The sequence below is a fragment of the Polynucleobacter sp. AP-Capit-er-40B-B4 genome (assembly GCF_018882245.1).
Classification (GTDB): Bacteria; Pseudomonadota; Gammaproteobacteria; order Burkholderiales; family Burkholderiaceae; genus Polynucleobacter.
The window spans coordinates 506,306-520,034 of sequence record NZ_JACVOV010000001.1; the positions used below are offsets into that span (position 1 = coordinate 506,306).

Sequence of the window (13,729 nt, forward strand, 5' to 3'; positions counted from 1 at the left end):
TGAATGAAAAAAGTGCTGTGAGGTGGCAAAAGCCGTATTATTTATATGGTTAATGATAATTTCTCATGAAAATACTATCTATTAACCCAATAGCTAATATCTGGCAAAAGGTTTATCAGAAATAATGATTTTTATGGTTTTTCACCACCCAGGAGAGTAAAAATGAAAAGAATCATCGTCGCTTTAAGTATTGCACTGAGTTTTGCGCTTCCTACTTATGCATTTGCAGATCAAGCTGCTTGCGAAGCTAAGGCAGTGAGCAAAGATGGCAAGCCACTGTATGGCGCAGCTAAAGACGCCTCTATTAAGAAATGTATGGGCGATGCAAAACCAAATGATTGCGAAGCTAAAGCAGTCAGCAAAGACGGTAAGCCACTGTATGGCGCAGCTAAAGACGCTTCCATTAAAAAATGTATGGGCGGCAAATAAGATTTCTGAATTAATCTGATTATTCAATGCATTAAAAAAGCCTCACAATGTGAGGCTTTTTATTTATCTATTTGCTTTTCTATTTAGTTTTTTGATTATTTCTTTGCCTAGAACGGCTCGTAACCACCAGAAGAGTAACCGATAGAGCCCATCGCCAAGTTATCAAACTTGGTATACGGACCTTGCCAGCTTAAGCGCACTGTACCGATTGGACCGTTACGCTGCTTACCAATAATGATCTCTGCAACACCTTTATCTGTCGTGGTGTCTGGGTGATAAACCTCATCACGATAGATGAACATAATTAAGTCAGCATCTTGTTCGATAGCGCCAGATTCACGCAAGTCTGACATGATTGGACGCTTATTAGGACGTTGCTCAAGACCACGATTCAACTGGGAGAGCGCCACTACTGGACACTGCAATTCTTTCGCGAGAGATTTGAGAGATCGAGAGATTTCAGAAATCTCGGTTGCACGGTTTTCAGATCCAGAGCCGCTCATCAACTGCAAGTAATCAATCACAACTAAACCAAGCGTGCCACCAAAGTTTCTGGCAATTCGACGAGCACGTGCACGCAACTCTAGACTTGATAAAGAACCCGTCTCATCAATCAAAATTTGAGTATTGCTTAAACGCGCAATTGCATCAGTAACGCGTGGCCACTCATCATCCTGCAACTTGCCAGTACGCATACGACCTTGATCTACGCGCCCAACTGAACCGAGTAAACGGGCAGCTAATTGTTCACCCGACATCTCCATTGAAAACACAACGACTGGCAATCCTTCAGCAAGCGCAACGTTCTCAGCGATGTTCAATGCAAAAGCTGTTTTACCCATGGAAGGACGACCAGCAACAATCACGAGGTCGCCTTTTTGTAAGCCACTAGTTTGCTTATCTAAATCTAAGAAACCAGTTGCAATGCCAGTAATGTCGCTACCGCCTTGGCGGTTATAGAGCTCATCAATGCGGGCTACAACAGCCTTGAGTAGAGGCTCAATCTCGAGGTAATCCGCTTTGCGGCTACCCTCTTCACCAATTTGCAGAATGCGTGACTCGGCTTCATCCAACAGTGTTCTAACAGTACGTCCCTCTGGAACGAATGCAGAATTAACAATGCTGTCTGAAACCTCAATTAAGCGACGCAGAATACTGCGGTCACGAACAATGTCAGCGTAGCCTTTAATGTTGGCTGCGCTCGGCGTGTTTTGCGCTAATGAATTGAGATAGTCAATACTGACGAGGTCACCACCCTGCTCAGACTTCACTGCATCATAGACAGTGATCACGTCAGCAGGATGATTGTCACCAACCAAACGTGCAATGACCTTGTAGATCAAAGCGTGTTCAGGGCGATAGAAATCTTTATCGTTTAATACTCCACCAAGGTTATCCCAAGAGGAGTTATCGATAAGTAGACCGCCGAGCAGTGATTGCTCGGCTTCTACTGAATGCGGCGGGACTTTTAAAGCCTGCACGACTGCATCCCCAGAACCCATCATGCCGGGATTCAGCGTAACGGAACGTGAACGGGATTCAGCCATGAGGCTAGTTTACAGAGTTAAAACTTAAGCTTGCTCGCCAACTACACGAATAGTGATATCTGCAACTACGTCGGTATGAACAGCAACCGCTACAGGGTGATCACCAACCATTTTCAATGGGCCAGTAGGCATGCGAACTGAAGACTTCTCAATTGTGAAACCTTTAGCTTTCAAAGCATCAGCGATGTCGTGATTGGTTACAGAACCAAACAAACGACCGTCAACACCCGCTTTTTGACCGATTTCGAGAACCATGTCTTTGAGCTTGATGCCAACCGCTTCAGCAGCAGCTAATTTCTCAGCAGCTAATTTTTCCAACTCAGCACGACGAACTGCAAAGTCAGCAATCGCCGCTTCAGTTGCACGACGAGCTTTACGTTGTGGGATTAAGAAGTTACGAGCGAAACCGTCTTTAACGCGAACGATGTCGCCGAGGTTGCCCAGGTTTGTTACTTTTTCTAAAAGAATGATTTGCATTGAGGGCTCCCAATTATTTCTTATGTTGATCAGAGAATGGCAATAAAGCCAAGTAACGAGCACGCTTGATAGCAGTGTCTAACTGACGCTGATATTTAGCTTTAGTGCCTGTCAAACGAGCAGGAGTGATCTTGGCGTTTTCGCCAATGAAGTCCTTCAATGTATCTACATCTTTGTAGTCAATCTGTTCTACGCCAGCAACAGTGAAACGGCAATAACGCTTACGCTTGAACAATGGGTTCTGAGCTGGTTTCTTTTTGAAATCGGGTTTCTTTCCAAACGCCATGATGATTTCCTCTTTAATTTTTCAATTGAATATGGGTAATATGGAAAACAAGTCTTTGATTACGTAGAGTCTTGGGTGCTAAGAATCCTTCAAACACTGCCTCAGTTCCTAAATCCATTCGCTCTAGATCCTTTTGTATCGGACCGATTGTGATGGCTTCAACGTTCATCTGAATTTTCCTTGCCACTCCTACCTCGTTTGCTTGGCCGCTATGTTCTAGCTGGCAATGCATCACCGGTATTCCTGCAGGTGTAAATCGAATCGCGTCTTTAGATACCAAGATCGCAGTGAGGGTGAAATGATTCAACGCCGCTCCGCTTCTCTGATACGTTTTCTAGTCTGTGTATTCCTCTTCAAATTTCTAACTTAGGCTGCCGCTACAGGAGCGTCAGATTGAGCAGATTTACGCGCTTCTTCACGCTGCACTTCTTTCATCATGATTGAAGGCTCTGTTTCAGCTTTCTTAGTCTTGATGATGAGGTGACGCAAAACTGCATCGTTAAATTTGAACGCATGCTCGAGCTCTTCCAGAGTTTTCTGGTCGCACTCAATGTTCATGCAAACGTAATGGGCTTTAGCAAGCTTGTCGATCATGTAAGCCATCTGACGACGACCCCAGTCTTCCATACGATGAATTTTGCCGCCCGCAGCCGCTAATGTAGCTTTGTAACGATCGATCATCGCTGGCACTTGCTCGCTTTGGTCCGGATGGACGATAAAGACGATTTCATAATGACGCATCAAACACTCCTTAAGGATTAAGTCACCTGGGCGTCTTGCTAAGTTCTGATGGTTGTGAACTCAGCGCCAGTGTGACAAGGTAGTAACAAATTGTAGGTACTGCTTACAACACTTTTACAGCCGCTTTGCAGCGCTTACCGAATTACAGGCAAGACCACTATTCTAGCAAAAAAATCCTGCCAAGTCAGGGATTTACCCGCTGCTTGGGCCTGTTTCTCGGCATTTAGGGACAACTGAAGGGCAATTCTGGCTCTGGGTGCAGAAAGACTCCCCGAAGCCAAGCATCCGGCAATATCCTTCTCAGGAAGATCGGGCAAGGTTTCCCCGGCCCCTGTTCTGGTGGTTCTAACCAAGGCGATGCCATGTTTTACCGCAGCCACCAAGGAGTCGCGCCAAGCATCATGAAATCCACCCATACCAGTACCGGCAAGGACTAAACCCTTCACCTTGGAGTTCAGCCAATGGGTAATGGTTTCTGAGCGCGCCCCTGCATGACTGGTCAATATCTCCACCCAAGGCCATTCACTCTCCTTAGGAATCGGCAAATCCTCAGTCCAGAGCTCCTCAACCGCCTTTACTCCTGAAAGCCAAGAGGGATTAATGAGTCCAACCGAGCTGCTAGGAGAGGTCTGAATCGGTGCATTAAGAGCGCTGCCGTGCCTTTTCGAGAGATCCATAGCGAGACAGCCCCTGCCATCCATAACCGCATAGATGCCGCCAGGGCAATTGTCTATTGGAGTGGATGCCCAACGAATCGCATCCAAAAGATTTGATGGGCCATCAGCCTTAGGTGCGTTGGCCGGCAACATAGCGCCAGTCAAAATAACTCTTTTGCCTAAATTTTGAGCATATTTGCCACAAGTCATCTGCAAAAAGATGCCTGTTTCTTCAATCGTGTCAGTTCCGTGAGTGACTACTACGCCTTGAACCATGGAATTAGCAAGAGCCTCTCTCACAACCTCACCCAAAAGCGTCAATAACGACTCTGTGAGGTTACGGCTATTAATGTTGGCAACCTGCTTTGAAACCAGGCTAATGCCTTCGGGGATAGCAGATCGAACATGAGCCAGTAAAGAAGCTACCTCTACTTGGCCCGCCTCATATTGCAGGGGCTTATCGGCAGGATTGGACGCCAAACCAGCAATTGTGCCGCCCATACCCAAGACTAGGATGTGAGGTGAATTTTCTGAAAGATTTTCAATTGTGCTCATACCCCTATTATCCCCACTAAATCGCTTGATCTATCAAAAACAGCTGTATACAATCCCAGTATGGACATAAACACAGTCGATTTTCCGGAGGAGCTGACTGCCCTCCCCAAACTCACTCCACGTCAGAATGAGATTTTGGAGTTGATTACTAAAGCCATCGATGAGAGCGGTCTTCCGCCAACTCGTGCAGAGATTGCTACGCAACTGGGATTTGCTTCTGCCAATGCGGCGGAAGAACATCTTCGTGCTCTAGCTAAAAAAGGTTATATCGAATTAACGCCGGGGACTTCACGCGGCATTCGCATTCCACAACGATTCAATCAAACACACAACAGCAACAAATATCGTCAGCTTTCTTTACCATCCGGCGCATTACAGCAACTCACTCTGCCATTAATCGGTAGAGTTGCTGCTGGATCACCAATCATGGCTGTTGAGCATATTGAGAAACATGTTCCGATTGATCCAAGTTTATTTAGCAAAGGTGCTGATTACTTATTAAAGGTAAAAGGTATGAGTATGCGCGACGCCGGAATCTTAGATGGCGATTATCTGGCCGTTAGAAAAACAACCGAAGTACGCAATGGCGATATCGTAGTTGCTCGACTTGATGATGAAGTGACAGTAAAACGTTGGCAACAAAAGAAAGCTGCAAATGGCCTAGTCATTGAACTTCAAGCAGAAAATCCAGACTTCAAAAATATTTTGGTAGATGATCGTCAACCCAACTTTGCGGTTGAAGGTCAAGCGGTCGGCTTAATCAGGGCTGAAGGGCTCTAAGCCTATGGCTCCAAAGCAAAAGGCCTCTTTTAGAGGCCTTTTTTATTGAGCTCGATTAACAAATCGAATTGCGAACTGAAGTTACTTACGCGTTGGAGCAACTACGTTTGCATTCTTCGGAGAAGAAGTCACAATAATGACCGACTTTGGACCACCAAGAGATCCTTCAACAATCTCAACAGTTGCAGTTCTATCGCCTTTTGTAAAAACTAAAATACTAGTTTTAGCTTTCACAGCGGTAACAGTTGCCCAGCCACCTTTTGGATATTCTGATTGGAAGAAAGCGTATACATCAGTTGCACCCTGAAGTGCATTCACTACCGCTCTACCAACCCATTCATTGCCGCGCCCAATAATGATGGAGTCACCACCAGAAAGGCGTGCGCCCTGTGGCAAAGGCATATCACCCAGCAACTGAGTCTGAACCTCTTGAACCTCTTGCGGGGAGCCAGAGGGAGAGTCGCCTGAGCTAGCGCATGCACCTAAGATCGCAGCCATGAATAATGCTAGGGCGCTAACTTTGAGAGTGTGAATTGTGATCATGTGTGTTTTATTTGATTAAGGTGGTTGATGCTTTTTACTTGCAATAGTTAAAAGCATTTTAGGTGATGCACCTAATTCGTCAAGATAAATTACTGGAGGCGCGTGAGGGAATCGAACCCCCGTACGAAGCTTTGCAGGCTCCTGCCTAACCACTCGGCCAACGCGCCAAACACTTGAATCAAAAATGGGAAGCTTTTTAGGGCTTCCCATCGAACTTGGAGCGGGAAAGGAGGTTCGAACTCCCGACCTATACCTTGGCAAGGTATCGCTCTACCAGCTGAGCTATTCCCGCATAACAGGGCGACAGTTTAACAAACAATCGCGAAGAAAGCATTATTCCTTGTAAAGCCTAAAAAATAGATGATTGAAACTACCTTGAAAGCCCTAACTGGCTGGGCTTTTGAAGAATTAGTCGATTTTTCCGACCAACTGAGGCAAAGCCTTTTTCATGTAATAGAACATCGACCAAAGCGTTAAAAAAGATGCAATCCAAATTAACCAGGTACCCAATTGTGCGCAATTGAGCCAACCAAATAAGGTGTCGTTGAGCAATAAAAATGGAATGGCTATGAGTTGAGCGGTCGTTTTGAGCTTTCCAACCATGTGAACTGCCACACTTTTTCCAGCTCCTAGCAGCGCCATCCATTCTCTCAAGGCAGAAATAGTAATTTCTCGGCCAATAATGATGAGGGCCACCCAAACTTGCACGCGATCCATATTGAGCAAAACCAATAGTGCAGCAGCAACAATTAACTTATCAGCCACAGGATCCAGAAACTGGCCAAATGCAGATTCTTGTTTTAAACGACGGGCTAAAAAACCATCCAACCAATCGGTAATGGCAGCAAAAATAAAAATGATTGCTGCAAACAAATTCTTTTCAAATGGGGTAAGCCAAGAATTGGGGAGATAAAAGATTGCCACCAACAGCGGGATTGCTGCAACACGCAACCAGGTTAGGGCTATTGGTAAATTGAAGGGCATTTGTTAAGCATAAACCAAGTGATGTCGCTCCTAGTGAAGCTGGCGATATATTTGTTCGGCTAGCGTTAAAGAAACACCTTCAACACTGGCTATCTCCTCAATGCTGGCGTTAGCAACCCCCTTTAGGCCGCCAAAACGAGCGAGTAACTTTTGGCGGCGCTTGGCGCCAATACCCTCAATTTCTTCAAGGCGAGAGATTGTTCTTGCTTTGGCGCGTTTGGCGCGCATGCCAGTAATGGCAAAGCGGTGTGCTTCATCCCGTATCTGCGCCACCAATAACAATGCTGCGCTATCAATACCCAGCTCCAAAGGCTCACGCCCATCAGCAAAAATGAGTGTCTCAAGACCAACCTTGCGACCCTCGCCTTTAGCAACGCCAACAATTAAACTTACGTCCATACCAAATTCAGACAAGACTTGGCGCGCCATCTCCACCTGACCTTTACCGCCGTCAATCAAGATCACCTGCGGAATTTTTTCGACTGGCAGCTCCTGGAAATTAGCATAGCGTCTTTGTAACACTTGATGCATCGCTGCGTAATCATCGCCCGGCGTAATGTCATTAATATTGAAACGTCGGTATTCACTCGACTGCATTGCATTCTTAGCATAGACAACGCATGATGCTTGCGTTGCTTCACCAGAGGTGTGACTAATATCAAAACATTCAATACGCAACTGCTCAAGACTTTCCAATTCAAGACTTAATAAATCTGCTAAGGCACGCGCCCTTGCTAACTGGCCACCTGTTTCAACCAAACGTTTTGTTAGTGCAATCTTGGCATTACCTTCAGCCATTGCCAGCCAATGGCGTCTTTGACCCTGAGGTTGATGCAAGAAAGTAATTTTTCGACCAGCTTGTGCGTTGAGTAATTCATGCAAATCTTCTGGTGGTGAGTCATTTAACTCTCCAAGATCATCACTTCTTGCTTGCAAGGCGTGATTTAAAACCAATACTGGCGGAATTAAATTAGTTGTTATCTCGCTCGAATTCTCTTCTAAATAATGCTGTGCAATAAAGGCTTCCAATATTTCTGCAGGTGATGGCAACTCGCCAGAAGTAGTGCGTAGACCCTTCGGAAAATAAGCCCGGTCACCTAAATGGCGACCCCCACGGACCATGGCTAGGTTCACACAAACCATGCCTTCCATTTGCGCAACAGCGATGATGTCTACATCACCCTCACCCTCCGCTACCACATCCATAGATTGCTGCTGCAACACGCTGGATAAGTCAGCAATGCGGTCACGCAAGACGGCGGCCATTTCAAATTCCATCGCTTCGCTATGTTTGTGCATTTCTTTTTCAAGCTCAGATAAAACACGACTGTGATCGCCTTCTAAAAAACGTGTCGCTTGTGCAACGTCTTGGCCGTATTGCTCAACACTGAGACGGCCCACACATGGAGCACTGCAGCGATGAATCTGATGCAAGAGACAAGGACGACTGCGGTTCTTAAATACTGAATCCTCGCAAGTCCTCAAACGAAATACCTTCTGCAGAATCTGCACACTATTACGCACTGCCCAGCTATTGGGGAATGGCCCAAAGTAATGATTGCGCTTGTCCACTTTTCCGCGATATGAGGCCAATCTAGGGAACTGGTGGCCCGTTAGCATCACATATGGGTAGGACTTATCATCACGAAACAAGATGTTGAATGGGGGTGCCAACTCTTTAATGAGATTGTTCTCTAGAATGAGGGCTTCAGTTTCGGTCCGTGTTACCGTTGTCTCATAGCGGGTAATTTTGCCCACCATCAGCTCAATGCGCGGTGACAGCTGTGTGCGCTGAAAATAACTTGAGACACGCTTTTTAAGGTTGCGAGCTTTGCCTACATACAAAATATGCCCCGCCTCATCAAAGAAGCGATATACCCCCGGCAATCCGGGTAGCCGTTTAACATCCTGCTGAAGGGTTTCAAAAAGCGAATTACTCATGCGTTGGGATATTTTCTGTCAAATCGTCGATAACTATGGTGATGCTGGTGTTTGCTGGCGTCTAGCCCGAAGCTTAGCAAGCATTCATGGGCAAGAGGTGCGTATTTTTTGCGATGATCTGCCAACCCTTAATTTACTCGCTTCAGGCGTAGATCCAGCCATTAAGCAAAAAATTGATATGCAACCATGGGAAGCTAGCCATACCAATGCCAGACATCCAATACAAACACCTGACGTAGTGGTTGAAGCATTTGGCTGCGACTTACCAGAGCGCTATCTTGCTGGCCTGTTTATTGCCCCTATTAAGCCCATCATCCTTAACTTGGAATACCTTAGCGCAGAACCCTGGGTGACTGAGTTCCACGGTAAAGCATCACCACAATCACACGGCATCCCAAAATATTTTTTCTTTCCCGGATTTCAAGAAGAAGTTGGCGGACTATTGCTTGATCCTATTCCAGCAGAAGGCCATCTCACCGACAATGAAATCCCCAAAGATCTAAAAGTTGCCTGGTCTCAATTACGACCTGGAGCAAAACGAATCAGTATTTTTTGCTACCCAGGAGCACCACTCAAAAAATGGCTAGAGGACTTAGGTCGCCTTGGTGAAGAGATTGATATCTTGCTGGCCCATGGTCATGCGGAGCAACTCAACCTATATGGCGAACAACCTATCTCGCCGACCGCCAATCTTCAGTTGATATCCATACCATTCGTTTCTCAGGATGAATACGATTGGGTGCTGTCACAGTGTGATTTCAACATTGTTCGTGGAGAGGATTCTTTTGTGCGAGCCCAGTTAGCAGGCAAACCATTTATTTGGCATATTTACCCACAAGAAGATCGTGCTCATGAAGTGAAATTAGCCGCTTTTCTGGACCTCTATCTCGAGGAGGCTAGCCAAGAATTAAGGCTAGCCACCATCGCAGCAATGACTTGGGCAATGCCAAGTGAGTGGTTGAGCAAACTAGGGGGCTGGGATGCTCATGCTAAGCGCTGGCGCGCCCATTTACTTGAAAAACAAGCGGATGGCGGCTTGCCAGCACGTTTAATCCGCTTTGTCGCCTAATCCCAAGCAATAAAGGCTTGCGGGCGGTTACAATCTTGTTTTTGATAAAAACCGCAGAAAAATAGCTCTGCCCCCAGGAATAGCAAGATGAAAACAGCACAAGAACTCCGCGTTGGTAACGTAGTAATGATCGGCACTGATGCCCAGGTCGTTTTAAAGGCCGAATATAGCCGCTCTGGCCGCAACTCCTCTGTTGTGAAAATGAAATTTAAAAACTTGTTAACTGGCGCGCCGAATGAAGGCGTTTACAAAGCTGATGACAAATTTGATGTTGTGATCCTCGACAAAAAAGAGTGCACATACTCTTACTTCGCAGATCCAATGTATGTATTTATGGATGGCGATTACAACCAATATGAAGTTGAAGCAGAGTTCATGGGTGACGCATTGAATTACCTCGAAGAAAGCATGCCATGTGAAGTGGTTTTCTACGAAGGTAAAGCTCTTTCAGTGGCAATGCCAAACTCATTGGTTCGTGAAATCATTTACACAGAACCAGCGGTTAAAGGCGATACCAGCTCTGGCAAAGTATTGAAGAATGCAAAATTGGCTACTGGCTATGAATTGCAAGTTCCATTGTTCTGCAACACTGGCGACAAAATTGAAATCGATACCCGTACTGGTGAATACCGTAGCCGCGCTAACTAATTTGTAATTAGCTCGCTACCATGTAAAAAGCCCGGCATGCCGGGCTTTTTTATTTCTACAAATAATTTAACTTACTCAGCAATCAAGCCTAACTGCGCAAGTAAACCTTTAGCATGCTGGTACTGAGCCTCATTTTGCAGTTCGCCCCATGTCGGCGCAGGTGCTAATGGCATCAGACGATTTAAGCGTGTTGCAGATTCTGCTTGCTTGGTTTTTGAAACTTTGAGCTTGGAAAGCAGTTGATCAGCAAGATCTGGGCGATTGCAGATAAGTACCGCGTCGCAACCGGCATCTAACGCCATTTCAGCACCCTTAACCACCGACCCAGCAACGCTCGCGCCTTCCATCGAAAGATCATCACTAAAGATCACACCCTCAAAGCCCAATTCTTGACGCAAGATAGAGTGGAGCCAGACTTTAGAAAAGCCTGCTGGGTTCTTATCCACTTTCGGATAAATCACATGTGCCGGCATCACTGAAGCCAAGCTGAGATCAAGCCACTCATAAGGCTTAGCGTCATCATTCAAGATCTCTTTCAGACTGCGCTCATCAACCGGAATGGCCACATGTGAATCAGCCTCAGCCCAACCATGGCCTGGAAAGTGCTTGCCACAGTTAGCCATCCCCGCAAGACGCAAACCTTCGTTCAAACTTTTCGCTAGAGCAAAAACAATTTGTGGATCACGACTAAAAGACCGATCGCCGATCACGCCGCTTCGACCAAAATCCAAATCTAGAACTGGAGTGAAGCTGAAATCTACACCACAGGCACGTAATTCAGCTGCCAGCACATAACCACAGGCAGTGGCTGCTGCCATGGCAATCGCAGCAGATTCTGCAGGATGAGTGGACTTACTTTTTACACCCCACAACTCACCTAGTTTGCGCATTGCAGGCAAATGAGTAAAGCCATCAGTCTTAGCGCGCTGCACTCGACCACCCTCATGGTCAATCGAAATCAATACATCAGGACGCAATTTTTTAATAGCAGCGGCGAGTTTTGTGAGCTGCTGACGATTGGCAAAGTTACGGCCAAACAAAATGACACCCCCGGTCAGTGGATGCAAAATGCGTCGACGATCTTCAGCATTTAATTCCAAACCAACTACATCTAGGGTGATTGGGCCTGGGGCCATCTTTGACTTACTCATCTCTTCCTCTTATTTTTGAGTAACAATTACATGCGCAATTGCCATATCTTGTTCATCACTCACGGTCACGTGAGCTTCCCAATTTTTTTCTTGCATAAATTGCGCCAAAGCACCTAAATAGCTCGTCACCGGTTTACCGCTAGGCTCATTTAAAGTTTGGAGCGAACGCCAAGTCATCGGCATTCTCATGCCAAGTCCAATTGCTTTTGAAAAGGCTTCTTTGGCGGCAAAACGTGTAGCCAGGAAAGCAATGCCCCGCTTGTGATTTCTGGCGAGGCGATGTTTAAAAACCAACATCTCATCTGGTCCCAGGATTTTTTCGGCTAAACGACCTTTGGTACGATCGTAAGCAGCCTGTAAGCGCTCAATCTGCAGAATGTCTGTGCCGATACCGATGATCATTTTTTAGTTTATAGCTACTGATTATTTTTAAGAGAGCGCTCTACCCTGCGCCATCAAGGTTTTCATATCAATAATTGCTTTTTGCCAACCTTTGAACAGGGCTTCAGCAACAATAGCGTGACCAATATTGAGTTCGGATAATTCCGCAATAGCAGCAATAGGCTTTACATTACCCTCATGCAAACCATGACCGGCATTGACTCTCAACCCGATGCCTTTTCCAAAAATTGCAGCCTTACGAATACGCCCCAATTCTTTCGCCTGCTCAGGACCAGATAAGTCCGCATAACGCCCCGTATGTAATTCAACAACAGTCGCACCCACATCTTTTGCTGCCTGAATTTGCTGCTCTTCGGGATCAATAAATAGAGAGACTCGAATACCAGCATCAACGAGTTTTTTAGTGGCAGTCTTTACTGCATCAAAATGCCCCAAGACATCCAAGCCGCCTTCAGTTGTCACTTCTTCACGCTTTTCTGGGACTAAGCAGACATCATGCGGCTTTACTTGGCAAGCGATGTCAATCATCTCAGGAGTGACTGCGCATTCAAGATTCATACGGGTTTTAATAAGCGGTCGCAAAGCCAGTAAATCAGCATCTTTAATGTGGCGACGATCTTCACGCAAGTGCAATGTAATGAGATCTGCGCCAGCCTCCTCAGCCAAAGCTGCTGCCCTTAATGGATCGGGGTAGATAGTACCTCGTGCATTACGCAAAGTAGCGACGTGGTCAATATTGATGCCTAGTTCAAGGCTTGGGTGGCTGCTCATTTCTGTAGATTACTAGATTTTCTTCAGATCAATCAAAATTTGACGCGTAGTGAGAACTTGATCCTGCAAATGCAAGCCCAATAGAAAGCGCATTAACTGCTTACTTTCTGAAAGTGTTTCTGGATCGGAAAAATCACCGATAGCAATCGCCAATAATGATTTTCCAGTCAGAACCGGCCAGTGCCCCGGATCATCAACCTGGACGGGACGAACACCGCGCTCGGGCTGATAAACATATTGCTCATGAGCCAAAGGTGCTTCATTGGTTTCAACGCAGCGATCTAATGCTGCGGCATAACCAGTCTCTTGCAAGAGTGATAACTCAAAGGGACGTAGGATTTCTTCTAAGCCCTTAGACTCGAACTCTAAATTGGATAAAGCGTTAATCGTTTCTGCGTAGCGGTCATAAAGTTTTTCGTAGTCATCCTCACGCGCCAAAAACTTTACAAGCAATTCATTCAAATAGAAGCCGCAGAGCAAGGCATCGCCAACCAAAGAAGGCATACCGCCCACCCACTCCGACTTCGTTAAGGTGCGCAGCTCAGATTTACCGCTCCAAGAAACTAACAATGGCTGAAAGCGCTGCAAGACAGGCCTCAGTGTTGAATGCGGGCGTTTAGCACCTTTAGCAATTAAGGCCATTCGACCATATTGCCGTGTAAAAACATCCAGGATTAAGCTAGTCTCTTTATAGGGGATGCTGTGCAATACAAACGCAGGCTCGTCAGCAACACGAATCGAGGCCATTG

The 13,729-nt window shown here is 46.1% G+C and carries 17 protein-coding genes and 2 tRNA genes; 4 read left to right on the forward strand and 15 right to left on the reverse strand.

The features are described 5' to 3' along the window. Positions 1-162: 162 nt before the first annotated feature. Positions 163-429 (forward strand): hypothetical protein, encoded by a 267-nt coding sequence (locus ICN19_RS02415; protein ID WP_216245469.1) that lies wholly within the window; start codon positions 163-165, stop codon positions 427-429. Between the two features lie 107 nt (positions 430-536). Here ICN19_RS02415 and dnaB read toward each other — a convergent pair whose 3' ends face one another. The 6 genes from dnaB to ICN19_RS02445 form a co-directional block, all read right to left on the reverse strand. Continuing rightward, positions 537-1,934: a replicative DNA helicase gene (gene dnaB, locus ICN19_RS02420; protein ID WP_216246011.1), complete on the reverse strand. Its 1,398-nt coding sequence runs from the start codon at positions 1,932-1,934 to the stop codon at positions 537-539. A 66-nt stretch (positions 1,935-2,000) separates the two neighbouring features. After that, positions 2,001-2,453 carry a 50S ribosomal protein L9 gene (rplI, locus tag ICN19_RS02425; RefSeq protein ID WP_216214027.1) on the reverse strand — a complete coding sequence of 151 codons (453 nt, stop codon included), beginning with the start codon at positions 2,451-2,453 and terminating at the stop codon, positions 2,001-2,003. Positions 2,454-2,466: 13 nt separating this feature from the next. Continuing rightward, entirely contained in the window at positions 2,467-2,739 is a 273-nt protein-coding gene (gene rpsR, locus ICN19_RS02430) for a 30S ribosomal protein S18 (RefSeq protein ID WP_011902267.1), read from the reverse strand. A 13-nt stretch (positions 2,740-2,752) separates the two neighbouring features. Next, complete coding sequence (priB, locus tag ICN19_RS02435; protein ID WP_072583120.1) at positions 2,753-3,046, reverse strand: primosomal replication protein N; 294 nt, start codon at positions 3,044-3,046, stop codon at positions 2,753-2,755. Positions 3,047-3,105: 59 nt separating this feature from the next. Next, entirely contained in the window at positions 3,106-3,480 is a 375-nt protein-coding gene (gene rpsF, locus ICN19_RS02440) for a 30S ribosomal protein S6 (RefSeq protein ID WP_068322189.1), read from the reverse strand. A 134-nt stretch (positions 3,481-3,614) separates the two neighbouring features. Further along, a complete protein-coding gene (locus ICN19_RS02445; RefSeq protein WP_216245478.1) occupies positions 3,615-4,691 on the reverse strand; it encodes an asparaginase in 1,077 nt (358 codons plus the stop codon). A 60-nt stretch (positions 4,692-4,751) separates the two neighbouring features. On the opposite strand from ICN19_RS02445, the gene lexA reads away from it, so the two are divergent. After that, complete coding sequence (gene lexA, locus ICN19_RS02450) at positions 4,752-5,471, forward strand: transcriptional repressor LexA (RefSeq protein ID WP_216245479.1); 720 nt, start codon at positions 4,752-4,754, stop codon at positions 5,469-5,471. 81 nt (positions 5,472-5,552) lie between these two features. On the opposite strand, the gene ICN19_RS02455 is transcribed toward lexA, so the two are convergent. From ICN19_RS02455 to uvrC, 5 genes are all read right to left on the reverse strand, one after another. Next, positions 5,553-6,014 (reverse strand): hypothetical protein, encoded by a 462-nt coding sequence (locus tag ICN19_RS02455; RefSeq protein WP_216245481.1) that lies wholly within the window; start codon positions 6,012-6,014, stop codon positions 5,553-5,555. A 93-nt stretch (positions 6,015-6,107) separates the two neighbouring features. Continuing rightward, positions 6,108-6,181 (reverse strand) — tRNA-Cys (locus tag ICN19_RS02460). Positions 6,182-6,230: 49 nt separating this feature from the next. Next, positions 6,231-6,306: transfer RNA gene (locus ICN19_RS02465), tRNA-Gly, on the reverse strand. A 116-nt stretch (positions 6,307-6,422) separates the two neighbouring features. After that, positions 6,423-6,998 (reverse strand): CDP-diacylglycerol--glycerol-3-phosphate 3-phosphatidyltransferase, encoded by a 576-nt coding sequence (gene pgsA / locus ICN19_RS02470; RefSeq protein ID WP_216245482.1) that lies wholly within the window; start codon positions 6,996-6,998, stop codon positions 6,423-6,425. A 30-nt stretch (positions 6,999-7,028) separates the two neighbouring features. Next, positions 7,029-8,939: an excinuclease ABC subunit UvrC gene (gene uvrC / locus ICN19_RS02475; protein WP_216245484.1), complete on the reverse strand. Its 1,911-nt coding sequence runs from the start codon at positions 8,937-8,939 to the stop codon at positions 7,029-7,031. Here uvrC and earP point away from each other — a divergent pair. Both earP and efp read left to right on the forward strand, forming a co-directional pair. Next, positions 8,938-10,008, forward strand: a complete 1,071-nt coding sequence (earP, locus tag ICN19_RS02480) for an elongation factor P maturation arginine rhamnosyltransferase EarP (protein WP_216245486.1) — start codon at positions 8,938-8,940, stop codon at positions 10,006-10,008. The genes uvrC and earP overlap by 2 nt on opposite strands. Positions 10,009-10,095: 87 nt before the next feature. Beyond that, entirely contained in the window at positions 10,096-10,656 is a 561-nt protein-coding gene (efp, locus tag ICN19_RS02485) for an elongation factor P (protein ID WP_012357464.1), read from the forward strand. A 71-nt stretch (positions 10,657-10,727) separates the two neighbouring features. On the opposite strand, the gene nagZ is transcribed toward efp, so the two are convergent. From nagZ to recO, 4 genes are read right to left on the reverse strand one after another with little or no spacing between them, the layout of a single operon-like run. Beyond that, entirely contained in the window at positions 10,728-11,807 is a 1,080-nt protein-coding gene (gene nagZ / locus ICN19_RS02490) for a beta-N-acetylhexosaminidase (RefSeq protein WP_216245487.1), read from the reverse strand. Positions 11,808-11,816: 9 nt separating this feature from the next. Further along, positions 11,817-12,209: a holo-ACP synthase gene (gene acpS / locus ICN19_RS02495; protein ID WP_216245489.1), complete on the reverse strand. Its 393-nt coding sequence runs from the start codon at positions 12,207-12,209 to the stop codon at positions 11,817-11,819. Positions 12,210-12,236: 27 nt separating this feature from the next. Then, on the reverse strand, positions 12,237-12,980 hold the full coding sequence (gene pdxJ / locus ICN19_RS02500) for a pyridoxine 5'-phosphate synthase (protein WP_216245498.1): 744 nt from the start codon (positions 12,978-12,980) through the stop codon (positions 12,237-12,239). 12 nt (positions 12,981-12,992) lie between these two features. Further along, positions 12,993-13,727 carry a DNA repair protein RecO gene (recO, locus tag ICN19_RS02505; RefSeq protein ID WP_216245500.1) on the reverse strand — a complete coding sequence of 245 codons (735 nt, stop codon included), beginning with the start codon at positions 13,725-13,727 and terminating at the stop codon, positions 12,993-12,995. Positions 13,728-13,729: the final 2 nt, after the last annotated feature.

Bases quoted from the DNA above. Each gene is read 5' to 3' on its own strand.
- ICN19_RS02415 (WP_216245469.1), top strand. From the start codon at position 163: ATGAAAAGAATCATCGTCGCTTTAAGTATTGCACTGAGTTTTGCGCTT.
- dnaB (WP_216246011.1), bottom strand. From the start codon at position 1,934: ATGATGGGTTCTGGGGATGCAGTCGTGCAGGCTTTAAAAGTCCCGCCG.
- rplI (WP_216214027.1), bottom strand. From the start codon at position 2,453: ATGCAAATCATTCTTTTAGAAAAAGTAACAAACCTGGGCAACCTCGGC.
- rpsR (WP_011902267.1), bottom strand. From the start codon at position 2,739: ATGGCGTTTGGAAAGAAACCCGATTTCAAAAAGAAACCAGCTCAGAAC.
- rpsF (WP_068322189.1), bottom strand. From the start codon at position 3,480: ATGCGTCATTATGAAATCGTCTTTATCGTCCATCCGGACCAAAGCGAG.
- ICN19_RS02445 (WP_216245478.1), bottom strand. From the start codon at position 4,691: ATGAGCACAATTGAAAATCTTTCAGAAAATTCACCTCACATCCTAGTC.
- lexA (WP_216245479.1), top strand. From the start codon at position 4,752: ATGGACATAAACACAGTCGATTTTCCGGAGGAGCTGACTGCCCTCCCC.
- ICN19_RS02455 (WP_216245481.1), bottom strand. From the start codon at position 6,014: ATGATCACAATTCACACTCTCAAAGTTAGCGCCCTAGCATTATTCATG.
- pgsA (WP_216245482.1), bottom strand. From the start codon at position 6,998: ATGCCCTTCAATTTACCAATAGCCCTAACCTGGTTGCGTGTTGCAGCA.
- earP (WP_216245486.1), top strand. From the start codon at position 8,938: ATGCGTTGGGATATTTTCTGTCAAATCGTCGATAACTATGGTGATGCT.
- uvrC (WP_216245484.1), bottom strand. From the start codon at position 8,939: ATGAGTAATTCGCTTTTTGAAACCCTTCAGCAGGATGTTAAACGGCTA.
- efp (WP_012357464.1), top strand. From the start codon at position 10,096: ATGAAAACAGCACAAGAACTCCGCGTTGGTAACGTAGTAATGATCGGC.
- nagZ (WP_216245487.1), bottom strand. From the start codon at position 11,807: ATGAGTAAGTCAAAGATGGCCCCAGGCCCAATCACCCTAGATGTAGTT.
- acpS (WP_216245489.1), bottom strand. From the start codon at position 12,209: ATGATCATCGGTATCGGCACAGACATTCTGCAGATTGAGCGCTTACAG.
- pdxJ (WP_216245498.1), bottom strand. From the start codon at position 12,980: ATGAGCAGCCACCCAAGCCTTGAACTAGGCATCAATATTGACCACGTC.
- recO (WP_216245500.1), bottom strand. From the start codon at position 13,727: ATGGCCTCGATTCGTGTTGCTGACGAGCCTGCGTTTGTATTGCACAGC.